The 22,177-nt window shown below is 36.6% G+C and carries 20 protein-coding genes and 1 tRNA gene; 9 read left to right on the top strand and 12 right to left on the bottom strand.

What is annotated here, in order from left to right:
* Window positions 1-17 precede the first annotated feature (17 nt).
* On the top strand, window positions 18-572 hold the full coding sequence (locus ABN080_RS04190; RefSeq protein WP_196554168.1) for a lipoprotein: 555 nt from the start codon (window positions 18-20) through the stop codon (window positions 570-572).
* A 109-nt stretch (window positions 573-681) separates the two neighbouring features.
* Here ABN080_RS04190 and ABN080_RS04195 read toward each other — a convergent pair whose 3' ends face one another.
* From ABN080_RS04195 to ghrA, 4 genes are all read right to left on the bottom strand, one after another.
* Window positions 682-1,254 carry a TorD/DmsD family molecular chaperone gene (locus ABN080_RS04195; protein WP_349440448.1) on the bottom strand — a complete coding sequence of 191 codons (573 nt, stop codon included), beginning with the start codon at window positions 1,252-1,254 and terminating at the stop codon, window positions 682-684.
* 253 nt (window positions 1,255-1,507) lie between these two features.
* Window positions 1,508-2,116 carry a 2OG-Fe(II) oxygenase gene (locus ABN080_RS04200; protein ID WP_349440449.1) on the bottom strand — a complete coding sequence of 203 codons (609 nt, stop codon included), beginning with the start codon at window positions 2,114-2,116 and terminating at the stop codon, window positions 1,508-1,510.
* A gap of 237 nt (window positions 2,117-2,353) precedes the next feature.
* Window positions 2,354-5,248, bottom strand: a complete 2,895-nt coding sequence (locus ABN080_RS04205; protein WP_349440450.1) for a hypothetical protein — start codon at window positions 5,246-5,248, stop codon at window positions 2,354-2,356.
* 198 nt (window positions 5,249-5,446) lie between these two features.
* On the bottom strand, window positions 5,447-6,388 hold the full coding sequence (gene ghrA / locus ABN080_RS04210; RefSeq protein ID WP_196554164.1) for a glyoxylate/hydroxypyruvate reductase GhrA: 942 nt from the start codon (window positions 6,386-6,388) through the stop codon (window positions 5,447-5,449).
* Window positions 6,389-6,702: 314 nt separating this feature from the next.
* Between ghrA and ABN080_RS04215 the strand changes: the two genes are divergently transcribed.
* Window positions 6,703-6,790, top strand: a tRNA-Ser gene (locus ABN080_RS04215).
* A gap of 577 nt (window positions 6,791-7,367) precedes the next feature.
* The gene (gene dauA, locus ABN080_RS04220; RefSeq protein WP_072068232.1) at window positions 7,368-9,068 is read left to right on the top strand and encodes a C4-dicarboxylic acid transporter DauA; all 1,701 of its coding nucleotides are present in this window, start codon (window positions 7,368-7,370) and stop codon (window positions 9,066-9,068) included.
* 168 nt (window positions 9,069-9,236) lie between these two features.
* Here dauA and ABN080_RS04225 read toward each other — a convergent pair whose 3' ends face one another.
* Genes ABN080_RS04225 through hemA form a run of 7 tightly spaced genes read right to left on the bottom strand, consistent with a single transcriptional unit; the run spans window position 9,237 to window position 15,251 of the window.
* On the bottom strand, window positions 9,237-9,425 hold the full coding sequence (locus ABN080_RS04225; protein WP_349440451.1) for a type II toxin-antitoxin system TacA family antitoxin: 189 nt from the start codon (window positions 9,423-9,425) through the stop codon (window positions 9,237-9,239).
* Entirely contained in the window at window positions 9,373-10,317 is a 945-nt protein-coding gene (gene mnmL / locus ABN080_RS04230) for a tRNA modification radical SAM protein MnmL/YtqA (RefSeq protein WP_349440452.1), read from the bottom strand. The genes ABN080_RS04225 and mnmL overlap by 53 nt, the downstream gene beginning before the upstream one ends.
* Window positions 10,318-10,324: 7 nt before the next feature.
* A complete protein-coding gene (gene kdsA / locus ABN080_RS04235) occupies window positions 10,325-11,179 on the bottom strand; it encodes a 3-deoxy-8-phosphooctulonate synthase (RefSeq protein ID WP_109407578.1) in 855 nt (284 codons plus the stop codon).
* A gap of 57 nt (window positions 11,180-11,236) precedes the next feature.
* Complete coding sequence (gene sirB1 / locus ABN080_RS04240) at window positions 11,237-12,046, bottom strand: invasion regulator SirB1 (protein WP_349440656.1); 810 nt, start codon at window positions 12,044-12,046, stop codon at window positions 11,237-11,239.
* Window positions 12,030-12,878, bottom strand: a complete 849-nt coding sequence (gene prmC, locus ABN080_RS04245; protein ID WP_349439054.1) for a peptide chain release factor N(5)-glutamine methyltransferase — start codon at window positions 12,876-12,878, stop codon at window positions 12,030-12,032. The genes sirB1 and prmC overlap by 17 nt, the downstream gene beginning before the upstream one ends.
* Window positions 12,878-13,960 carry a peptide chain release factor 1 gene (gene prfA / locus ABN080_RS04250; RefSeq protein WP_072064034.1) on the bottom strand — a complete coding sequence of 361 codons (1,083 nt, stop codon included), beginning with the start codon at window positions 13,958-13,960 and terminating at the stop codon, window positions 12,878-12,880. Before prfA ends, prmC begins: the two co-directional genes overlap by 1 nt.
* 28 nt (window positions 13,961-13,988) lie before the next feature.
* Window positions 13,989-15,251, bottom strand: a complete 1,263-nt coding sequence (hemA, locus tag ABN080_RS04255) for a glutamyl-tRNA reductase (protein WP_072068236.1) — start codon at window positions 15,249-15,251, stop codon at window positions 13,989-13,991.
* A 240-nt stretch (window positions 15,252-15,491) separates the two neighbouring features.
* Here hemA and lolB point away from each other — a divergent pair, with 240 nt between their 5' ends.
* The 3 genes from lolB to prs all read left to right on the top strand — a co-directional run bounded on the left by lolB (window position 15,492) and on the right by prs (window position 18,037).
* Window positions 15,492-16,130, top strand: a complete 639-nt coding sequence (gene lolB / locus ABN080_RS04260) for a lipoprotein insertase outer membrane protein LolB (protein ID WP_072068237.1) — start codon at window positions 15,492-15,494, stop codon at window positions 16,128-16,130.
* Window positions 16,127-17,002 carry a 4-(cytidine 5'-diphospho)-2-C-methyl-D-erythritol kinase gene (ispE, locus tag ABN080_RS04265; RefSeq protein ID WP_072068238.1) on the top strand — a complete coding sequence of 292 codons (876 nt, stop codon included), beginning with the start codon at window positions 16,127-16,129 and terminating at the stop codon, window positions 17,000-17,002. The genes lolB and ispE overlap by 4 nt, the downstream gene beginning before the upstream one ends.
* An 87-nt stretch (window positions 17,003-17,089) precedes the next feature.
* Window positions 17,090-18,037, top strand: a complete 948-nt coding sequence (prs, locus tag ABN080_RS04270) for a ribose-phosphate diphosphokinase (RefSeq protein ID WP_036912921.1) — start codon at window positions 17,090-17,092, stop codon at window positions 18,035-18,037.
* Between the two features lie 244 nt (window positions 18,038-18,281).
* On the opposite strand, the gene ychH is transcribed toward prs, so the two are convergent.
* Window positions 18,282-18,560: a stress-induced protein YchH gene (gene ychH / locus ABN080_RS04275; protein WP_072068239.1), complete on the bottom strand. Its 279-nt coding sequence runs from the start codon at window positions 18,558-18,560 to the stop codon at window positions 18,282-18,284.
* A gap of 345 nt (window positions 18,561-18,905) precedes the next feature.
* Here ychH and pth point away from each other — a divergent pair, with 345 nt between their 5' ends.
* From pth to budA, 3 genes are all read left to right on the top strand, one after another.
* A complete protein-coding gene (gene pth / locus ABN080_RS04280) occupies window positions 18,906-19,490 on the top strand; it encodes an aminoacyl-tRNA hydrolase (protein ID WP_072068240.1) in 585 nt (194 codons plus the stop codon).
* Between the two features lie 184 nt (window positions 19,491-19,674).
* Window positions 19,675-20,766, top strand: coding sequence for a redox-regulated ATPase YchF (ychF, locus tag ABN080_RS04285; RefSeq protein WP_072064039.1), 1,092 nt, complete (start codon window positions 19,675-19,677; stop codon window positions 20,764-20,766).
* A gap of 565 nt (window positions 20,767-21,331) precedes the next feature.
* Complete coding sequence (gene budA / locus ABN080_RS04290; protein WP_349440453.1) at window positions 21,332-22,159, top strand: acetolactate decarboxylase; 828 nt, start codon at window positions 21,332-21,334, stop codon at window positions 22,157-22,159.
* Window positions 22,160-22,177: the final 18 nt, after the last annotated feature.

The following is a 22,177-nucleotide window of genomic DNA, read 5'->3' on the forward strand; positions in this document are numbered from 1 at the left end:
ATGATCAAGGAGTGTTTATGAAAGCTATTTTTCTAACAACCATATTATTACTAACAAGCTTTATCGTGGGTTGTGATCAGCTAAAGCAATTTGATGTAAGTGAAAATTTGATTAATGACTATATTAGCCAAAAAACAAATCTTCAAAAACACATTGGTGAAGATGAGGTTGTCTCCGCTGATATTAAGTTAAGTAATCTTTCAATCCAAATTGGTCGTACAGAGCCGGGTAAAATTAACCTTTCAGGTACTGCCGATCTAAAAATTAATTCATTTTTTGGTAAAACAAGTGCCAAAGTTGATCTTACATTATCAGGTCAACCTTCTTATCAAGCCGATCAAGGTGCGATATATATAAAGGACATGACTATTGATAGCTATAAAGTATCACCAGAAAAAATGGATGCTGTCGTTGTAGCATTAAAACCTTATTTAGATACCACCATTGCAACGTATTTTGATAATCACCCTGTTTATGTCCTTGATCCTGAGAAAAATAGTGCTGAAGCTGCGGCATTTAAACTGGCAAAAGGCATTGAAGTTAAACCGGGTAAATTCGTGATCCAACTCTAATAGTTACGTGTGTTGATTAAAAATATTTATCGACATTAATGAGAAAGGCAAACCTAATGGTTTGCCTTTTTTATGAATAGTAAAATCCCTTTGCAAAGAAAATAAGACATTACTCTGCTTCGGTACCTTCACCCTCTCCATCATCAGAAAGCTCTTCACGTAATGCTGATAACGCACCACGCGCAATTGCGGCTAATGTACGATAAAAACCACTTGTTGCGTGAGCTTCTATTTTACCAAGAAATGCCCCTGCCCAAGGTAATAAGTATTCATCAAATAGCTGTATTTGGGCTAATACTTCATCTTCTGCTGAATTATCTTCCAGCCATGACGCAGCAAGTAATAAAGCACCAAAACTGTCTGTTGCATTATCAGTAACAGGCATACCTCTTGCAACTAAGAATTGACGAACATCGTCTTCTTTGATTTTTTCATAATCATGAGCATAAATAGATACAGCGGGAGTCACTCCACCAAAAAGAGATTGGTGATCCGCTTCAACAATAGCCAAATCTTTGACACTATTTTTTAATGTGTTAAATAATTCGTCTTGCTCCAATGGCCATAACTGGCTCAACTTTCCTTCACCTATCATTTTAATAATTGGCGCTAAAATAGGATCATTTGGGTCACGTTGAAATAATGTGCCTAAAAGTCGGCAAACTATTGAGAATTCATTCATTGTATTTTTTATCCTAAAAAGTTTCGCGTTATTGTGCGTTTAACGACAAGAAAATCAACTTTTTTCTTTTTTATGATTATAAGTATTAATTTAACCAAAGGGAGCTTTTAAAACAGAAAAAGCGCGCTCTTAATAATTAAGCTTTTGCTTAATATAAGAAACGCGCCTAATCCCATGCTACTTATCTTTTAAAACAGTTTTATTATAACAACTTTAAAACTCTTTTATGACAACAGCATTTTTGTTGCATTAGTTAACTTGCAATATCAAGAAAATTATCTCTTACACCATTGACACGAAACCACCCGGCAATACTCACTCGCTCTTTATTAGTAGGAAGCACTTCATGAGGGAATTGTTCTGAAAGGAAAATAACTAAACGCCCTCCTTTGGGTGCAATTGTCGCAAGTTCATTATCCTTTAAATCATAAATAACTAACTCGCCACCATCTTCGGTTGTCCAATCCTCATTAAGATATAACACTGTAGTTAAACGTCGAGTCACATTTTCTTTAAAAGCATCAAGATGTTTTTTATAAAATGCTCCTTTTTCATAACACGCAAAATGTGCTTCATATTCAAAAAGCCCTAAATAAAATTCTCGATTAACAGCACGTTGAATAGACTCCATTTGCATTAAATAATGTTGTACTGGTTCACCCATTTCTGGCTCTAGCCAACTTATTTTATCGCTACGTATTGTTGTTTCTGCTTGACGATTTTCATGACGACCAATACGAGCTTGTTGCGCATTATCACCAAAACAAGTGCGTAGTTGTTGAACAGCTTCTGGTGTAAGGAAATCATCCCATACACACCATCCTTTCTCTGCTATTTGCTCAAGAAGTTCTGCTATATTCATTAGGTATATTGTCTGATAAACATGGGAAATTACTTTATATCACCAAGCTAGCTAAAATGACAATTTAATAAACTTATCTTTTCGATAATATCAATTAATCAGAGATAAATCTGATAAAAATCAAAAATAAAAGATAGAACAAGATTTAACACTACTGATGCTTTTAAAAGCCTCATTTTTATAAGGGGCATTTTATAAGTTGCATCACATTAACAATAAGCAAAATGAATGATTTGTTTAGTAATAATAATTTATCAATATTTTATCCACACTCTCTTCACCTTCATTATAAATATAATTAATATTCCCTTTAACTTGAGTATGTGTAATCGCTTTTTTATTTCCTAATCGCACAAATCCTGTCGGTAATGTCTTCTTTTTGTACGAAAGTTCACTAACAGACATAATATCTGTAGAAGCAATTTGATATTCAACATGAGCAAACTGCTGTTTATATTTAGTATATAAACCATCCAGATCTTTTTTGACTTTATTTAAATCAATCTGTTCAGAATTTCTACTCTCTTCAACAAAATTATTTACTTCAGTTTCTAAATTAGAACGCAGTGAACGCCCCTGTTTATTTAACTGATAATTTGCTGTAAAATAAGGCTTAAATTTTTCATTCATATTATCTTTTGTTTGAGAAGACAATGTCTCTTTTCTTTCCCTTAATGAGAATAAAAAACGATCAATGTTATATTGCCTATTTTCTTTTGTTATTTGAGCCTGAAAAATATCTTCTTTACTTTGAAATGGAGCAGTCATTAAATTTTTATTAGTATTATTTTTAAATTTATTCATTGCCTTTTTATCTGATGATAAATTTAAATAAATACTATCTAATTTAGAGATACTATTAGACAGATGATATTTCTCTGGATATTTTTCTAATAATCTATTTATTTTTAATACTCTTTTATAAATTCCTTTTATGTTTTTTTTATCTTGATCCAATTTTTCTGCGCTTATTAATTTCTCACTTTTAAAAAGTGTAAAACTTAACAAGCTATTTATTCTTTTTTTTACCATTAATTCGAAATCTTTTACAGATGTTAATGGATACCACTGAATAACATTATCAGAATTGCTTGTAGAAGGCGTAAATTTTAAATCACGATAAATATCAACACCAAGTTCTAATAAATCGAGATCAAGCCTTTTTGTTTTTTTTGTCACATCGCTTTTACCATAATCGATAAATTTATTAATATTTAAATTTAATTTTAATAAATTGAAAATGAAGTTTATACCAATAGCATTTCTGGGTACGGTGAGCTCCATATTGGGATTAATCATTACATCAACATCAAAACTGGCTTCACTTCTTACCTCCGTTCCTAACGAAAGACTTATATCATGATTAATTTCAAGGGTAGAATTATTGATTAATTCATTTTCATTTTGATTTAATCCTTGATTAATAAAATTCGGGATCTCATTAATATCAAGGCTAAATGAGAAATTAGATTTTTTAGCGTAAGTGGCACCTAATAAAGCACTTGCCATGACAGGAGTAACAAAACCATAGTCAACATTTCCTAAATCCCATCTTTTTTCATATCCACCAATCCCCGCTGATAAACCGGCAATCAAAAGATTCTTCTTATTATTAATAAAAGAGAAATTAATCTTATTATCTTCACTTTTTGATAATGTAATAGAGTGCGATTTTACATAAGAAGCTAATAGAAAAGCGTTAACCCCTATATTATTTAGCAGTTGAAAAGCATTAATACCAAAGAAGGCTCGAACATCATTATGGTGATTAATGGTAATATTTTCTTTATCTTTTAGAGACTTAACTAATGAATAAATCACCTCGCCTTGTGTTATACCATTTTTTACACCTTTAACAGCACGATTTAACACATCATAGCTTTTCCCTATGTTTTCTTTAATGCCATATAATGCCATCGGCTTACTGTTATATGCAGAAGTCGAAGAGTTAATAAGTTGCTTTATATTATAAAATAATCCTCTAAATCCAGGATCAACAGCTTTTACAATATTTTTCATCATTGTCTTATATTCTTTTAATGCATATTGCTCTTTTGCTTTATTAATATTTAACCGAGCATTATCAATAAAAGAAGAGAAAAAAGGGATATTTCGGCTACTAAAATTGCCAACTGTTTGAGTAGAAAATGGTTGTCCTGAATGATAATTTTTATAATTATTCTCACCTACCATTGAGTAAAAAGATAAAGGAGGTTCTTGCTTTAAACGAGTAACTTCATATTGATAATCTTTAATCGCAAAAATATTCAAAGGGTCAAGATAATATATTTTTATTTTATTTCCTTTATCTACAACGAGCTGTACTTTATTTAATATTGGTTTGATTGCTAATATTTTATCTGTATCTTTTAATGGAATTTTTATTTTATACTCTTCCATTTCTATGGAAGCTCCATCAACTTGATCTCCAGAAGAAATTTTATTAGGTAGTCCTTGAGCATAAAGCGCATTATCTTTAAGCTTAATGGTTAAATCTAATCCTTCACGATTAATTTTAATTATATTATTTTCTTTTAACTCCACAACATTATTAATGTTTGATAAATCTTGCTTTAGATTATCATCAACTATATATTTTTCATATTCAACAACAAAGTTACTACTAATAGCATTTGATGAGATATCATTTAAACTATATTCTTCTTCTACTTTGTTAAATTTAATTTTGTAGAGATCACTACTATTATCTATATTGCTACATTTATTTCCAATCAAAAAACCATTATGATCAACATAAAGTTCTTTAAACTTCATATTGTCACCATTTTGAGACTCTATATTAAAAAGATTATATTTAAATCCTCCTTTAAAGTGTTTTTGATATAACCCCGCAAATAAGTCATATGTTTTACCTTTAATTAAGGTCAAGGAGCCATCATTTGAAAGTGTGATCCCCATATTATTAAGTAAAGATGTATTTGTTGATCCTAAGTATACATAGTTATTTGCATTATTTAGGATGAAATCTTTTTCTTCTTTCTGTTTATTATTATTTTTATGATAAATGTTATTACTATTAGCCAATCCTTCTACTGGATATTTTTCTTTTTTTCTATCAAAATCACCTATAGGTATAAGTTTACTAGGAATAATCTCTACTTTATTAGTCATATATGCCTCATTGTTTTCAAATCATGAAGCAATAATCAATAAGATAATCTGCAAACGATATCTTTTTACAACCAGATTTTTATGACAATATATAAAAATTAAAAAAAAGTACCTTTTTTTGAGAGTCCAGACAAAAAATAGGCAGCAAACTAAAATTTACCGCCTATTATCTAAAATTAAAATATAAATAAAATAGACTTAGTAACCACTCTTCATATCAACCACACCCAAAGGTACCTCTCCTTTTTCAATTCGCTGAATATTTTCAACAATCGTATCCATGGCAATATTCGGAATGGTAAAAGCAGCAATATGTGGCGTAATAGAAACACGAGGGTGCGTCCAAAATGGGTGCATTCCCGCTAAAGGCTCTTGAGCAAAAACATCAAGAGTTGCATCAGCAATGTATCCTTGGTCTATTGCTTCTAATAAATCTTGATCAACTAAATGTGCACCACGAGCAAGATTAATTAAATAAGAAGAAGGTTTAAGTTGTTCAAAAAGAGAAAAATTCAAAATGCCATGAGTTTCTGGTGTGTAAGGCAATAAGTTAATCAGTAAATTACACTCTTTAAGGAAGCCATTGAGTTGTTCTTTACCATAAAAGCTTTCAACATGCTTAATTTGCTTTTCACTACGGCTCCAGCAACGCACTTTAAAGCCTAGTTCAGCGAGTTTAGTCGCGACACTCCCGCCTAAAGCACCTGCACCTAAAACACCAATCACAAAATCATCATAAGAGTGAGAAGGAAGCTGTTTCCATAAACGTTGTGATTGTTGACGTTTATAATCATCCATACGACGAAAATAATACATCACTTTCGCAATTGCATATTCTTGCATTTGGAGTCCCATTCCGGTGTCTTCCAAACGCATAACAGGAACGCCTGTTGGTAATGTGCCAGGCTTTTGTTGTTCTTGTTTTAAAATAGCATCAACGCCTGCCCCTAATGCAAAAATACCTTTTAGGTGATTGCGACTTGCCAGCATTTCATAAGGAGGAAGCCAAACCATAGCATAATCAGCCGGTTGATTATCGCCTGGTTCCCAAATGCGTATATTGGCATTCGGCAAACGCGCCTTCATACCGTTAATCCATGTCTCTGCGTCAAAAAAAGGATGATAATAAATAATATTCATTGTGCCTTCCTCCAGCATTTTTATCATAGGGTGCGAGGGTTACGTTCTGATTTCAAGTCTCTTTGAATAAGTTGTTAATAAAAATGTTGAGAATGTTAACCAGTTAACGAAAATCTCAATTCTTTTTTCAATGCGCTAACCTCTTGCGTGAATTGGTTTACTGCATAATTTGTCTAGCATTTGTGCATATTGTTTTTTATTTGACTGCTTGATACAAAAGTTAAAAGAAAAATGCATTTAGCTGTTGACGCTTATGCTCCTTTTCCCTATAGTAGCGCCCCGTTGAGAGATGTTAAGTGCATATCCAACAATACGGTGAGATGTCCGAGAGGCTGAAGGAGCACGCCTGGAAAGTGTGTATACGGCAACGTATCGAGGGTTCGAATCCCTCTCTCACCGCCATATTCTAAGATAGAGCCTAATTTTTAATTAGGCTCTATTTTTTTGTGGAAAAATATCAATTTTTCAATCTGGTTATTTTTCTCACTTCCATCTATAACCTATTTAAACTCATTTTTCGATACTATTTTTTTAGTATACAGCACGCCACTTATTTTATTTTGGCTTAATCATTTTATTTAATAATTTTTTATCAGTTAACAATCTCTAATAATTAATTTTTAATGATCAAAAATAGCTTATCTAGTTACTATTTAACTCTAATCGTATTTTTATGACAGAAAACAACTTTTATTACCTCTCTATAAATGACATTTATTCTAAAATAAAACGCTTTTTATAATTTTAAAATAAATTTAAACTTTATTTTCAAGCAAGCAACAGAATAAATACAATAAGATACATTGTATTATCTCTTTACATTAACTTATTAGTTTAATTGATTTAATTTTCACTAAGCTTTAAGATATACATTAATAATTTGATGTATCACATTATTATCAGCGAATAAAAGCGATATCCTCTCTTTTCCTTATCGCCGTTATTCGGCATCTGACTTCTTATTTTGGTTTAAGCCTAAATGAAAACTCATAAAGTTAACCGGGTTCGCCCCTTTAGTGCATTTATTGATGCATGTGTAAAAGAGCCTTACTCTTTTGCTCGTTTATTAAAAGATATTATTGCAGGGATCACCGTCGGAATTATCGCGATACCATTAGCCATGGCACTGGCAATTGGTAGCGGTGTTCCTCCGCAATACGGTCTTTATACCGCAGCTATTGCCGGTATAGTCATTGCTGTTTCTGGTGGCTCTCGCTACAGTGTTTCAGGTCCTACAGCCGCTTTCGTTGTGATACTTTATCCTGTATCTCAGCAATTCGGTTTAAGTGGTTTATTGATTGCCACATTAATGTCTGGCGTTATTTTAGTTGTTATGGGATTAGCTCGCTTTGGTAAACTCATCGAGTATATTCCTGTTTCTGTAACACTTGGATTTACCTCAGGGATTGCTATCACCATCGCGACCATGCAAATAAAAGACTTTTTTGGTCTTGAAATGGCGCATGTACCAGAAACTTATATCGATAAAATTATTGCCTTAGGTTCTGCATTACCTACCATTCACCTTGGCGATACGCTTATCGGCTTAACAACATTGTTTGTTTTAATCTACTGGCCCAAATTAAATTTACGTTTACCCGGACACTTACCCGCTCTAATCGCAGGTACTGCAGTAATGGGTATTGTGAATATGTTTGGCCATGAAGTTGCAACAATTGGCTCACAGTTTAGCTATCTACTTCCGGATGGTTCGACTGGGCAAGGTATTCCACCGATACTACCTCAGTTTGTTTTACCTTGGAATTTACCAAGCACTGGAGCATCTCTTGAATTAAATTGGAGTACAGTGTCTGCTTTGTTACCGGCAGCTTTTTCAATGGCAATGTTAGGTGCAATCGAATCGTTACTGTGTGCCGTTGTGCTTGATGGCATGACAGGTAAAAAGCACCACTCTAATGGTGAATTACTAGGACAAGGTGTCGGTAATATTGTCGCGCCTTTCTTTGGTGGTATAACTGCGACTGCGGCGATTGCACGTTCAGCAGCTAACGTCCGCGCAGGTGCAACATCGCCAGTTTCAGCTATTGTTCACTCATTGTTGGTGTTACTCACTTTACTGGTATTAGCCCCATTTCTTTCATATTTACCTTTAGCCGCAATGTCAGCACTACTGTTAATTGTGGCATGGAATATGAGTGAAGCGCGTAAAGTGATTGATCTTATTCGTCATGCGCCTAAAGACGATATTATTGTCTTAGTATTATGCTTATCTCTCACCGTTCTCTTTGATATGGTCATTGCCATTACTATCGGTATCGTATTGGCTTCACTGTTATTTATGCGTCGTATCGCCAATATGACCAAAATAACAGAATCGCCGTATACTGATGACGATAAACAATTATTGGTTGTGCGTGTGAATGGTCCGTTATTCTTTGCAGCAGCAGAGCGCATTTTTAATGAATTGCGTGAGCGTAGCAAAGGTTATAAAACGGTGATTATGCAATGGGATGCTGTACCAGTCTTAGATGCAGGGGGCTTACATGCCTTCCAACATTTCGTCACTGATGTCAAACATGACACGCATGTGATTGTGTGTGATATTCCCTTCCAACCTTTAAAAACGTTGGCAAGAGCAAGAGTCACACCTATTGAAGGAGAACTTAATTTTTATCCTTCATTACAAAAAGCACTGGATGATTTGGAATTAATTCAGTAGTTATTCAATCTAAAATAATATAAAACTATATAGCCCTTAATTTAAATTATTTAATTAAGGGCTATATTAATCATTCATATTTTATTTGCCATTGTCAGTGCAGTATAAATTGTCTTGAAGGAAATTAATAAAGAGTGAGGTGAGCCTAATAATGGCACGGCTCCATAGCTAATTATTTTCAATAACTTGCCGAGCGATAGGTACGACATTACGAAGGATAAACTCTGTTAGGTTTGTATTTTCCAAACTAGCTACAAGAACAAGCTGTGATTTATCTTCTGTAGTAATACGAATTGATACTCTCTCACTGTTTTCTACAAGTTTTAGCGTTTGGAATAAATACTTTACCAATCCCACTTCCTTGCGCGCCTTTTTTTAATAAATCTTGATAAAGTGCATTCATGCCCAACCAGTGATTTTCACACCATTCTGGAGCAAGTAAGGTCGGTTTTCTCGCACTGGCACAAACGCGGTGATAGATAATTTCAGGGGGAGTATAGCGGATCATTTCACCCGCCGTATAAACATATTGTTCTTGCGTCAATGCATTAATACGCCCTGCTTTCCATGCCTTAGCTATCGTGCTACCTTCAACAATGTGCAAAGGATGTAATTTAAGCCCGTCAGTACCTGTTTCAATCACTCGTTCTAACGTCTGCATATTAAGCTGATGATCTTCTCGTGGTAACCCGACAATAAGGTGTGTACACACTTTTAAACCACGACGTCGAGCTTCTCGCGTTGTCGCTTGATAACACTTAAAATCATGCCCACGGTTAATCTGTTTCAATGTTTTATCATAAGCGGTTTGTAAACCAAGCTCTAACCATACTTCATAGCCTTGATCACGATAACCTTGCAATAAATCTAACACACTAATCGGTACACAATCTGGCCGAGTCCCTACACATAACCCTACCATATCGGCTTGTAATAACGCGGTTTCATATAAAGTACGTAAATATTCTACTTCTGCATAAGTGCTAGTATAAGCTTGGAAATAGGCAAGATAACGACGTGCTCGGTTGATATTTTTGGCTTGTAGCGCAATTTGCTCTTCAATGGAATGATATTGCGTTTGTTCATCCGCAAAAGAAGAGACATTACAGAAAGTACAGCCACCTCGCCCTAATGTACCATCTCGATTAGGACAGTTGAAACCGCCATGAAGGGTGATTTTATGGATCTTTTCATGATAACGGCGCTGAAGATCAGCGCCGAACATATTCACTACTGTATGCAGTTGCATAACAATTTTATTTGCTGGTATCTAACTCAGGGAAACTTTTAACTAAGTCATCAATGGCTTTAATTTGTGCTAAGAATGGCTCTAATTTTGCTAATGGTAAAGCTGATGGGCCATCGCAACGTGCATTATCTGGATCTGGGTGAGCTTCAAGAAATAATCCTGCAAGACCTACCGCCATACCTGCACGTGCTAATTCAGCAACTTGCGCACGACGTCCGCCTGATGCAGCACCAAATGGGTCACGACATTGTAATGAATGCGTTACGTCAAAAATAACCGGAGCACCCTGAGATGCTTGCATCATGACATGAAAGCCTAACATATCCACAACCAAGTTATCATAGCCAAAGTTACTACCACGATCACATAAAATAACTTGGTCGTTACCGCCTTCTTTAAACTTATCGACGATATTTCCCATTTGACCTGGGCTAACAAACTGAGGTTTTTTTACGTTAATCACTGCACCTGTTTTTGCCATTGCTTCAACAAGATCGGTTTGACGTGCTAAGAATGCAGGTAATTGGATAACATCAACGACTTCGGATACAGGCTGAGCTTGCGCTGATTCATGAACATCCGTAATAATTTTAACGCCAAAAGTCTCTTTTAACTCTTGGAAAATCTTCATTCCTTCTTCTAAACCAGGACCACGATAAGAGTGAATAGAAGAACGGTTTGCTTTGTCAAAAGAAGCTTTGAATACATAAGGAATATTCAGTTTTTGAGTCACAGTGACGTAGTGCTCACAAATACGCATGGCTAAATCGCGCGATTCTAATACATTCATGCCACCAAAAAGCACAAATGGTAGGTCGTTTGCTACCTTGATATCACCAATATTCACCACTTTATGTTGCATATTTATCCCTATACTGTTTGTAATGTACTGTGTTAATCAAGTACGTTGCGTAAACTTTTAATGTAGAACAACTGGATTTTGCTCTATCGAATGAATTTGAATTTTGATCATTTCTGAAATTGGATCTTCTGGACATTGCTCAACAAAATAGTTTAAGTCGGAAATTGCCACATGATGACACTCTAACTGAGCAAAAATCAGTCCACGATCACGTATCTCATAGGGATCTTCAGGATCAAACATCAATACCGTTTCACTGGCTTTTAACGCTTGTTCCATATTCTTTTCTTCCATTAAGGACACTTTCAGGGTATCTAAAAGCTTGCGAATAATAGAGCTGTATTCTGATTCTTCTAAATCGGCCTCTAATAACACCGAATTATTTCCTACATTCCCTTTTAACCAAACTTCTAGGGTATGTTGTGATAGATATTCGCCATTTATTGGGTTTAAAAATAACGTTTTTTCATTGGGAATATCTATTCTGATGATAAGTTGCGTAGGAAAAATAACGGGAGCTAACGGCAGATTTAACGCTTGTGCGATATAAATAAGAATCGAACCTAGTGAAACAGGAGAACCCACATGTGTCGCTAATACTTTATCTAACCATAAAGTATCGGAAAGACAATATTTACCACTTGCACCACTAAAGTGCCACTGCTTATAAAACAGTTTTAGTAATGCTTCTATTTGTTCTTTGACGTTTCCTTGCTTAGGAATTTCAGCTTCTGCTTGCTCAACAAGTTGCGCTAGTTGATAACCAACAGAAGTGGTCGGAAAATCAGGTCGAATAGCCTGAGAGATAAGGATCATGCCCTTAACTAAAGGGGCTTTATTAAATTCGTAATCAGCTATGGTTTCTATCATAATTCCAACGACCTACTGTCACTCGCTCATTACCGCCATAATCACGGAAAGTTTCCACACAGCAGTAACCCTTATCAGTAAAAATTTTGCGAACACCTTCACCTTGCTGCCAACCGTGTTCCAGTAATACCCAGCCTTTATCAGTTAAAAACTGACGGGCAGTTTCAATAATAATCTCGATATCAGCAAAACCGTTATTACCAGCAACTAACGCGGTTAAAGGTTCAAAACGAACATCCCCCTGATGAATATGCTCATCATTTTCATCTATGTAAGGAGGATTACTAATTATCATACCAAATTGATACCCAGAGAGTGAACTAAACCAGCAACTTTCCATAAATTCTGTGTTGTTTAATGCTAAGTTGGTCGCATTCTCTTGCGCTAATGCCACTGCTTCGGCTTGAAAGTCCACACCAATAATATGGCAATCAGGGCGTTCTGATGCCATAGCAAGCGCAATAGCCCCCGTCCCTGTTCCTAAATCAAGAATAGTTGTTGGCTCTGTTGGCAGTTTTTCTAACGCTTGTTCAACAAGACACTCAGTATCAGGTCGAGGAATTAATGTTGCAGGTGAGACTTTTAAAGGCAGTGACCAAAATTCTCTTTCGCCCACTAAATAAGCGATGGGTTCACCTTTAATACGTCGAGTAAGTAGTTGAGATAATTGTGTTAATTCATCTTGTGAAAGCAACGTTTCATTAAAAGCCATTAAGTACGTTCGAGCACGCTGTGTTACGTGCCCAAGCAGAATTTCAGCATCACGTTTAGGGCTGTCACTTTCAATTAATTGCAAGGCTGCTTGACGCAGCCATTGTTCATAATTCATTAATTCAACTCAGAAAGTGCAGAAAGCTGATCCGCTTGATATTCAGTTACGATAGGCTGAATTAATGGATCTAATTTTCCTTCCATCACTTCATCTAAGCGATAAAACGTGAGGTTGATGCGGTGATCTGTTACACGACCTTGCGGGAAGTTGTACGTTCTAATTCGGTCAGAACGGTCACCAGAACCTAATAAATTACGACGTTCAGAGGCTTCAGCTTCTTGGCGTTTTTGCATTTCAGCTGCACGAATACGTGCACCTAATACAGACATCGCTTTGGCTTTGTTTTTGTGCTGTGAACGCTCATCCTGACATTCCACCACAATTCCTGTTGGAATATGCGTAATACGGATAGCAGAGTCAGTGGTATTAACGTGCTGACCACCCGCCCCTGATGAACGGAATGTATCAATACGTAAATCGCTTGGACTAATATCAGGTAATTCAGCTTCCGGCACTTCAGCTAATACGGCAACCGTACAAGCCGAGGTATGAATACGACCTTGAGATTCTGTTTCTGGTACACGTTGAACACGGTGACCACCTGATTCAAATTTCAATACCCCATAAGCACCATCACCCACTACTTTTGCAATAACTTCTTTATAGCCACCATGCTCACCTTCGTTAGCATTCATGACTTCAATACGCCAGCGACGTGATTCTGCATAACGGCTATACATACGGAATAAATCACCGGCAAATAATGCGGCTTCATCCCCTCCTGTTCCTGCTCGAATTTCAAGGAAACAGTTAAATTCATCATCAGGATCTTTAGGCAATAACAGCACTTGTAACTGTTGCTCTAAATCATCGTTTAGTGCTTGCGCTTCTTTCAGCTCTTCTTGCGCCATCTCTTTCATTTCAGGATCATCAAGCATCATTTCTGCTGCTTCGATATCGTCTTGCACTTTCCGCCATTGACTAAAACAAGCCGTGACGTCGGTTAATTGAGAGTATTCTTTTGAAAGCGCACGAAAACGCTCCTGAGAGGCAATCACATCGGCTTCTGACAGAAGTGCCTGAATTTCTTCATAACGCTCTTGTAGAGCTTCCAACTTAGCGACAATAGAAGGCTTCATTCGTAGATTAAGATCCTGTTAGACAAAGTTAATTATGGGTAATACCCAAACTTTCACGTAATAGATTCAGGCGTTCAATATCACCATCACTGGCAGCCTGTTGAAGAGATTTCGTTGGTGTGTGAATTAGACGATTCATCAATTGATGTGAGAGTTGCTGAATAACTTTTTCTGCATCTGCTCCATTTTGTATCAATGTGATAGCTTTTTCTGTCATTTCTGCACGTAACATTTCAGCACTATCTCGATATTCTCGAATCGCACCCACAGCACCTTGCGCTCGTAGCCAATCCATAAATTGTCCACTTTCTTGTTGAACAATATGTTCGGCTTGAATAGCGGCTGCTTGGCGTTGTTCGCGGTTATGTTGAATAATCGCTTCTAAATCATCGACACTATAAAGGTAGACGTTATTGAGTTTTTCAACATCTTGTTCAATATCTCGCGGAACCGCAATATCCACCAGCAACATAGGTTGATTGCGACGCTTTTTAAGCGCCCTTTCAACCATTCCTTTACCAATAATAGGCAAAGGACTTGCGGTAGAACTAATAACAATATCAGCTTGCGATAGACATTCATCAATCTCTGATAATGTAATAACATCTGCATCGACTTCATTGGCTAAACGCTGAGCACGCTCTTTAGTTCGGTTAGCAATAATGATTTTTTTAACTTGATGCTCACGAAGATGACGAGCGACTAATTCTATCGTTTCACCGGCGCCGACCAATAAAATAGTCAAAGAGGATAACGATTCGAAGATTTGACGCGCTAAAGTACAAGCGGCAAAAGCAACAGAAACTGCATTGGCACCGATTTGTGTCTCTGTTCTCACTCTTTTCGCAACTGAAAAAGATTTCTGAAACAAACGTTCCAGCTCTGAAGAGAGCGAGTCATAATTTTGGGAATCGGCAAAGGCTTTTTTAACTTGCCCTAAAATTTGAGGTTCACCTAATACGAGAGAATCTAAACCGCTTGCCACTCGCATTAAGTGGCTAACAGCTTGATTATCTTGATGCCAATAAACACTACTTTTTAGCTCACTTGGCTCTATTTGGTGATATTGACATAACCAACGAATAAGCTGTTCATGGCTATTTTCTTTGTCTTCCATACTGAGATAAAGCTCAGTACGGTTACAAGTGGACAGCACAACACCACCTCTGACAGCGGGTTGCTGTAAGAGGTTATTTAAGGCATCACCCATGGTATCGGGAGAAAAAGAAACTTTCTCACGTAAAGCAACGGGGGCTGTTTTATGATTAATACCTAATGCTAATAACGTCATATCAACTATATCGAGTTATGAATAAATACCGCCTCGCGACTTGACTTAGTGTAAACCTAAAACAGCGCATTTAGTATGGACTCTTCATTTCCGCCATTCTACTTGATGAACAGATTCAATAAAAGAGCTTACTTGAGTGATAGGAGATTTCTATACACAATTTAACGAAATATCGTTATATCATAAGGTTTATGATACTCTTTTTTTTAACTAATAACGAATTAAAGGAATGTCTCAGCTATGCGTTCACGCTTTTTTTCAACCAAACAACTCCTGCGTATCATCCCGCTTACGGCGTTGTTGCTGAGTGCCTGTAATCTAAATCAGATAAAGACACAAGGCTCTGCGTCTGATAACGATGTGCAATGGCAAGCTCGCCAACAAGCATTAAAGAAAATTTCACAATATGAAACTCGAGGTGCTTTTGCTTATATCGAAGATACAAACAAAACCTATGCCCGATTTTATTGGCAAGACAAAGCAGATGAGCGTTATCGTTTATTATTGACTAATCCGCTAGGTACCACCGAGCTTGATTTAAATGTTATGCCAGGTGTCATTGAAGTCACCGATAATAAAGGTAAAAAGTATTATAGTGATAATCCAGCAGAGATGATTTATCAACTTACTGGCATGGTTATTCCACTGAAAAATCTACGTGCTTGGCTTGTTGGTTTACCGGGTGATGCAACTAATTTTGAGTTAGATGCAAATCATTTATTAAAATCGGTCACATTACCCGCCCCCGAAGGTGATTGGCTTGTGACTTACCAAGCTTATGATTCAAGCACTACCCCTAACCTGCCACAACGTCTTGAGTTAAAACAAGGCGAACGCATTATCAAATTAAAAATGGATAACTGGGATATACAGCAATGACTCTAAGTTGGCCTTCTCCTGCCAAATTAAACCTTTTTCTCTATATCACAGGGAAACGTTCGGATGGTTATCATAATCTACAAACGTTATTCCAATTTTTAGATTATGGCGATACATTAACGATTACTCCTCGTGATGATACCCAGTTAACTATCTTAACGCCGATTGAGGGTGTAGAAGATAAAGATAATTTAATTATTAAAGCGGCTAAATTACTACGTGATTATTGTCAACAACATAATATTCCTTTGCAGTATCAAGGCGCAGATATCAGTGTTGATAAAAAGTTGCCAATGGGTGGTGGCTTAGGTGGAGGCTCTTCTAACGCTGCAACCACATTAATTGCACTTAATTACCACTGGCAAGCGGGTTTAAGTGATGAAACCTTAGCCAAATTAGGAGTAAGTTTAGGGGCTGATGTCCCTGTTTTTGTAAAAGGTCATGCTGCATTCGCCGAAGGCGTTGGTGAAATTTTGACCCCAGCAGAGCCAAAAGAGCAATGGTATTTGGTCGCACACCCCGGAATTTCCATTCCAACCCCGACAATCTTCACAGATCCAGAATTAAAACGTAATTCTCCTATTCGCTCTCTTGGCGCATTATTAAAGGCTCCGTTCGAGAATGACTGTGAAATGATCGCAAGAAAACGTTTTCGTGAGGTTGAATATCTGCTTTCGTGGCTGTTAGAATATGCACCGTCACGCTTAACTGGGACAGGTGCCTGTGTTTTCGGTGAGTTCGAATCACAAGTTGCCGCTAGTGAAGTGTTAATTAACGCCCCTGAGTGGGTGCATGGATTTGTAGCGCAAGGCGTCAACATTTCTCCTCTGCATTTATTCCGCTCAAGGATACCTGTGTTATTGCACCCGTAAGATGATGTTTACAAACCCTATGTTCATAAACACGTTCTTTACAGGTCAACAATATCTCTCTCTGGACGCAAGCCTGAGGTTTTTCTCGTGCCCGATATGAAGCTTTTTGCTGGTAACGCAACCCCGGAACTGGCTCAACGTGTTGCCAACCGACTCTACACTAGCCTAGGAGACGCGGCTGTAGGTCGTTTTAGCGACGGTGAAGTCAGTGTGCAAATCAACGAAAACGTACGTGGTGGTGATGTATTTATCATTCAATCAACCTGTGCACCTACTAATGATAATTTAATGGAATTAGTGGTCATGGTTGACGCATTACGTCGAGCTTCCGCTGGTCGTATCACTGCTGTTATTCCTTACTTCGGTTATGCCCGTCAGGATCGCCGTGTTCGTTCAGCCCGTGTTCCTATTACGGCAAAAGTTGTTGCGGATTTCTTATCTAGTGTAGGCGTAGACCGTGTTTTAACCTGTGACTTACACGCAGAACAAATCCAAGGGTTCTTTGATGTACCGGTTGACAATGTCTTCGGCAGCCCAATTCTTTTAGAAGATATGCTTCAAAAAGATTTGGACAACCCTATTGTTGTTTCTCCAGATATTGGCGGTGTTGTTCGCGCTCGTGCTATCGCTAAACTGCTAAACGATACTGATATGGCTATCATTGATAAACGTCGCCCTCGCGCTAACGTTTCTCAAGTTATGCATATTATCGGTGATGTTGCTAACCGTGACTGTATCCTTGTTGACGATATGATCGACACTGGTGGTACATTGTGTAAAGCAGCTGAAGCGCTGAAAGAACGTGGTGCTAAACGCGTATTTGCTTACGCAACTCACCCAATCTTCTCTGGTAATGCTGTTGAGAACATCAAAAGCTCTGTTATTGATGAAGTGGTTGTCTGCGATACAATTCCATTGTCAGCAGAAATCAAAGCATTAAATAAAGTCCGTTCATTGACTCTTTCTGGCATGCTGGCTGAAGCAATTCGCCGTATTAGCAATGAAGAGTCAATCTCTGCGATGTTTGAACATTAATTTGTTATAACATTCATTGCAATTTGAGATAACTAAACCCGCTATAGCGTTTGTTATAGCGGGTTTTTTGTTACCGTTCGCCAAAAACAAGGTAGTTTAGGCAATAAAAAAACCCGCCAAAATATCAACGGGTCTATTGATGTGTATTACTCTCATAATGATGGCAGTTATTCACTTAACACCAGTTTATCTTAAACTTAGTTATTATTTTTTATCTATTCTGATATTAATTGTATTAACAATATTATGGATAACGGTGATTATCATGGCGACGATAACGTTCATCATGATTACGTAACCACCAATACCTTTCTGCTATTGTTTCTCTACCACCGATACGGGCACCTGCTAGCCAAACCAGAGCACCGATGAAGATCCCCATTAAAGAGATATCTGCTAAAAACTCAGGCAATCCCAAAGGGAAGATATGACTAAGAAGGGTATAACCAAGACTACCGAGCATCACAACCATCCCCGTAGCCATACATAAATTACCAACTGCAAATGCATGTTTATATTTCATGTTGCACCTCCAAGCGCGTCGTCAGACGATTCAACACCAAAATACATCGAATAACCTTTTATTCATTGCAGTTATTATAGCCATAAATACTCAGAAGGTATTGTCGAAGCGATCACATCGCTCTGAGATTTATTGATAAATCTTCACAAAAAATGTGTTTTTTTATTTTCAAAGTAGTAAATAACGCTGTTTTTATCGTTTTCGCTCTTTTTGTTAAATTAAAATGAGGATATTTCCTCGCCCCTCCATTTCTTAAAAACATTCTATGCAATCTATTTTGTGCTTCTGTGCTTAGACAGGTAAACTATGGGCTTTCTTTTAAGACGATAACAGTGAAAGGCTATTGTGAGTAAAATTAAACTTATCGTCGGGTTAGCAAACCCCGGTGCAGATTATGCCCAGACTCGCCATAATGCGGGTGCTTGGTATGTAGATTTATTGGCTCAACGTCATCAGCAATCTCTAAAAGAAGAGAGCAAATTCTTTGGTTACACCGCACGCATTAATTTAAATGGTAATGACGTTCGTTTATTAGTTCCGACCACTTTTATGAATTTGAGTGGTAAAGCGGTACAAGCAATGGCGAACTTTTATCGTATTGAACTTGATGAAATTTTAGTTGCACATGATGAACTCGATTTACCGCCCGGTGTTGTCAAAATGAAATTAGGTGGTGGTAATGGTGGCCACAACGGATTAAAAGACATTCAAAGCAAGTTTAGCAATAATCCAAATTTCTATCGTTTACGCATTGGTATTGGCCACCCTGGTGATAAAAATAAAGTTGTTGGCTTTGTATTAGGCAAACCACCAATGAGTGAACAAAAATTAATTGATGACGCTATCGACGAAGCCCTTTCGTGCACAGATATTTTAATGCGTGATGGTTATGAAAAAGCAATAAACCGCTTACATAGCTTTAAAGCATAATCATTACATTGATAAATTAAGCGATTTCAATATTCAGAGGGTAAAATGCCCTCTTCTTTTGTGCGATTAATCCCTGATGATTTAATCAAACAGGGATTTGCTCTATAATAGCGCCAAATTTTTTTTAACAGCACACAACAGGAATACTCCCTCCTGTTGTTTTTATGTGACAAGGTGAACGTTTATGGGATTTAAATGTGGTATCGTCGGTCTGCCTAACGTAGGGAAATCTACACTGTTTAATGCCTTAACTAAGGCAGGTATTGAGGCAGCCAACTTCCCATTCTGTACTATCGAACCAAACACAGGTGTTGTTCCAATGCCTGATCCTCGCTTAGATAAACTGGCTGAAATTGTTAAGCCACAGCGTATTTTACCCACAACAATGGAATTTGTTGATATTGCAGGCTTAGTAAAAGGCGCATCTAAAGGTGAAGGTTTAGGTAACCAATTCCTAACGAATATCCGTGAAACTGAAGCGATTGGTCATGTGGTTCGTTGCTTTGAAAATGACAATATCATTCACGTTGCGGGTAAAGTTGATCCTGCTGAAGATATCGAAACTATCAACACTGAATTAGCACTTTCTGACTTAGATACCTGTGAACGTGCAATGCACCGTAATCAGAAAAAAGCAAAAGGTGGCGATAAAATTGCTAAAGCAGAAATGGAAGTGTTAGAAAAATGCTTACCGCATTTAGAAAACGCTGGCATGTTACGTGCTTTAGATTTAACGGAAGAAGAAAAAGCAACGATTCGTTATTTAAGCTTCTTAACGTTAAAACCAACAATGTATATTGCAAACGTTAATGAAGATGGTTTTGAAAATAACCCATATCTTGAAACTGTTCGCAAAATCGCAGAAGCAGAAGGTTCTGTGGTTGTTCCTGTTTGTGCTGCTATCGAAGCAGACATTGCTGAGTTAGAAGATGCAGAACGCGAAGAATTTATGCAAGATTTAGGTATTGAAGAGCCTGGCTTAAACCGTGTTATTCGTGCGGGTTACTCATTACTGAACTTACAAACTTACTTCACAGCTGGCGTTAAAGAAGTACGTGCATGGACAATCCCTGTTGGTGCAACTGCGCCACAAGCCGCAGGTAAAATCCATACTGACTTTGAGAAAGGTTTTATCCGTGCTCAAACTATCGCTTATAACGACTTTATCACTTACGGTGGTGAACAAGGTGCGAAAGAAGCCGGTAAAATGCGTGCAGAAGGTAAAGAATATATCGTTCAAGATGGCGATGTAATGAACTTTTTGTTTAATGTTTAATTAAATAAAAACATTAACCGTTCTCTAAAAGCCTTATGTTTTCATAAGGCTTTTTTTTCCTAATTAACTTAAAATTATTCTATATGCATTTATGAACATTCATATTATAAAAAAAACTAAAAGATTTAAAAATCAAAAATATAGTTAGTCGACTCTATAATAGACAAATAAGATAAACAAATATTTTTTATATTTAGACTCTTCCTCACAATCAGAATGTGGTAATCCATCCCAAAATATATTTTATATCAATAAAAACGATCATGAGTGTATATAAATCACTTTTAATAATCTTGAAGAGATGGAAATAGACTTAATTACAAAATAAAAAATACATCCATAGCTAACATTATTACTAGTTATGGATAAATATCCATATAATAAACATGGTCAAGTTAATTAACTATAATTATAAAAGATAACATCTGGTTAATTTATAAATATAAAACCATCACCCTTTATTTAATTACAACAAAAACATTTGAAATACTTATGAATTAGGTCAATACTTAATTTGACAATCGATTAATGATTGTTACTTATTAAATAAAGGAATAGCTTTACCATGAATAATAATTTTCAATCTAATGTGCGAGATAATAGCGATATAACACACAATAAAAATCATCATTGCCAATGTGGACAAGAAATAATAACCAACTTAAATAATTATATTAGTAAACACCCCGAATGTACTATTTATCAAAATTCATTAATGAGCAGTTTAATTGCAGGTGTATATGACAGCGATATCACTATTGCTGATTTATTAAAACATGGTGATTTTGGTTTAGGAACTTTTGAACAACTTGATGGCGAGCTAGTTGCATTCGACAATAATGTTTTTCAATTACGCTCTGATGGTAGCGCACGTCAGGCATTAAACTCTCAAAAATCCCCTTTTGCTGTTATGACATTTTTTAATTGTGATATTGAACATCACTTTTCTTATGGTGCATCGCAAAAAGAAATACACAATGTAATTAATCAGTATGTTCCTTCCGACAATCTATTTTGCGCAATCAGAATTGAAGGCGAATTTGAATTAGTTAAAACACGCACAGTTCCTCGCCAAACTCCTCCCTACCTTCCAATGTTAGAGGCTATCGAGGATCAGCCTATTTTCACATTTCATAATGAAACAGGAACTATTGCGGGTTTTCGCTCCCCACAATTTACGCAAGGAATAAATGTTGCAGGGTTTCATGAACATTACATTAATGAACAACGCCAAGCCGGTGGTCATGTCCTTGATTATTATTTAAAACAAGGCGTCTTACAGATAGGTGTTATTTCCCGTCTTACCATTGATTTACCCAGTCATTCCTCCTTTCTACAAGCAAATTTAATGCCGGACAATCTTCATCAAGCAATAGAGCAAGCCGAAAATTAATTTAAATAGCGCTTAACT

It is taken from the genome of Proteus sp. fly-1089 (assembly GCF_040138965.1).
In the GTDB taxonomy this organism is placed as follows: domain Bacteria; phylum Pseudomonadota; class Gammaproteobacteria; order Enterobacterales; family Enterobacteriaceae; genus Proteus; species Proteus vulgaris_B.

What these genes read in the sequence shown, in the direction of transcription:
- ABN080_RS04190 (WP_196554168.1), top strand. Translation starts at nt 18, where the DNA reads ATGAAAGCTATTTTTCTAACAACCATATTATTACTAACAAGCTTTATC.
- ABN080_RS04195 (WP_349440448.1), bottom strand. Translation starts at nt 1,254, where the DNA reads ATGAATGAATTCTCAATAGTTTGCCGACTTTTAGGCACATTATTTCAA.
- ABN080_RS04200 (WP_349440449.1), bottom strand. Translation starts at nt 2,116, where the DNA reads ATGAATATAGCAGAACTTCTTGAGCAAATAGCAGAGAAAGGATGGTGT.
- ABN080_RS04205 (WP_349440450.1), bottom strand. Translation starts at nt 5,248, where the DNA reads ATGACTAATAAAGTAGAGATTATTCCTAGTAAACTTATACCTATAGGT.
- ghrA (WP_196554164.1), bottom strand. Translation starts at nt 6,388, where the DNA reads ATGAATATTATTTATTATCATCCTTTTTTTGACGCAGAGACATGGATT.
- dauA (WP_072068232.1), top strand. Translation starts at nt 7,368, where the DNA reads ATGAAAACTCATAAAGTTAACCGGGTTCGCCCCTTTAGTGCATTTATT.
- mnmL (WP_349440452.1), bottom strand. Translation starts at nt 10,317, where the DNA reads ATGCAACTGCATACAGTAGTGAATATGTTCGGCGCTGATCTTCAGCGC.
- kdsA (WP_109407578.1), bottom strand. Translation starts at nt 11,179, where the DNA reads ATGCAACATAAAGTGGTGAATATTGGTGATATCAAGGTAGCAAACGAC.
- prmC (WP_349439054.1), bottom strand. Translation starts at nt 12,878, where the DNA reads ATGAATTATGAACAATGGCTGCGTCAAGCAGCCTTGCAATTAATTGAA.
- prfA (WP_072064034.1), bottom strand. Translation starts at nt 13,960, where the DNA reads ATGAAGCCTTCTATTGTCGCTAAGTTGGAAGCTCTACAAGAGCGTTAT.
- hemA (WP_072068236.1), bottom strand. Translation starts at nt 15,251, where the DNA reads ATGACGTTATTAGCATTAGGTATTAATCATAAAACAGCCCCCGTTGCT.
- lolB (WP_072068237.1), top strand. Translation starts at nt 15,492, where the DNA reads ATGCGTTCACGCTTTTTTTCAACCAAACAACTCCTGCGTATCATCCCG.
- ispE (WP_072068238.1), top strand. Translation starts at nt 16,127, where the DNA reads ATGACTCTAAGTTGGCCTTCTCCTGCCAAATTAAACCTTTTTCTCTAT.
- ychH (WP_072068239.1), bottom strand. Translation starts at nt 18,560, where the DNA reads ATGAAATATAAACATGCATTTGCAGTTGGTAATTTATGTATGGCTACG.
- ychF (WP_072064039.1), top strand. Translation starts at nt 19,675, where the DNA reads ATGGGATTTAAATGTGGTATCGTCGGTCTGCCTAACGTAGGGAAATCT.
- budA (WP_349440453.1), top strand. Translation starts at nt 21,332, where the DNA reads ATGAATAATAATTTTCAATCTAATGTGCGAGATAATAGCGATATAACA.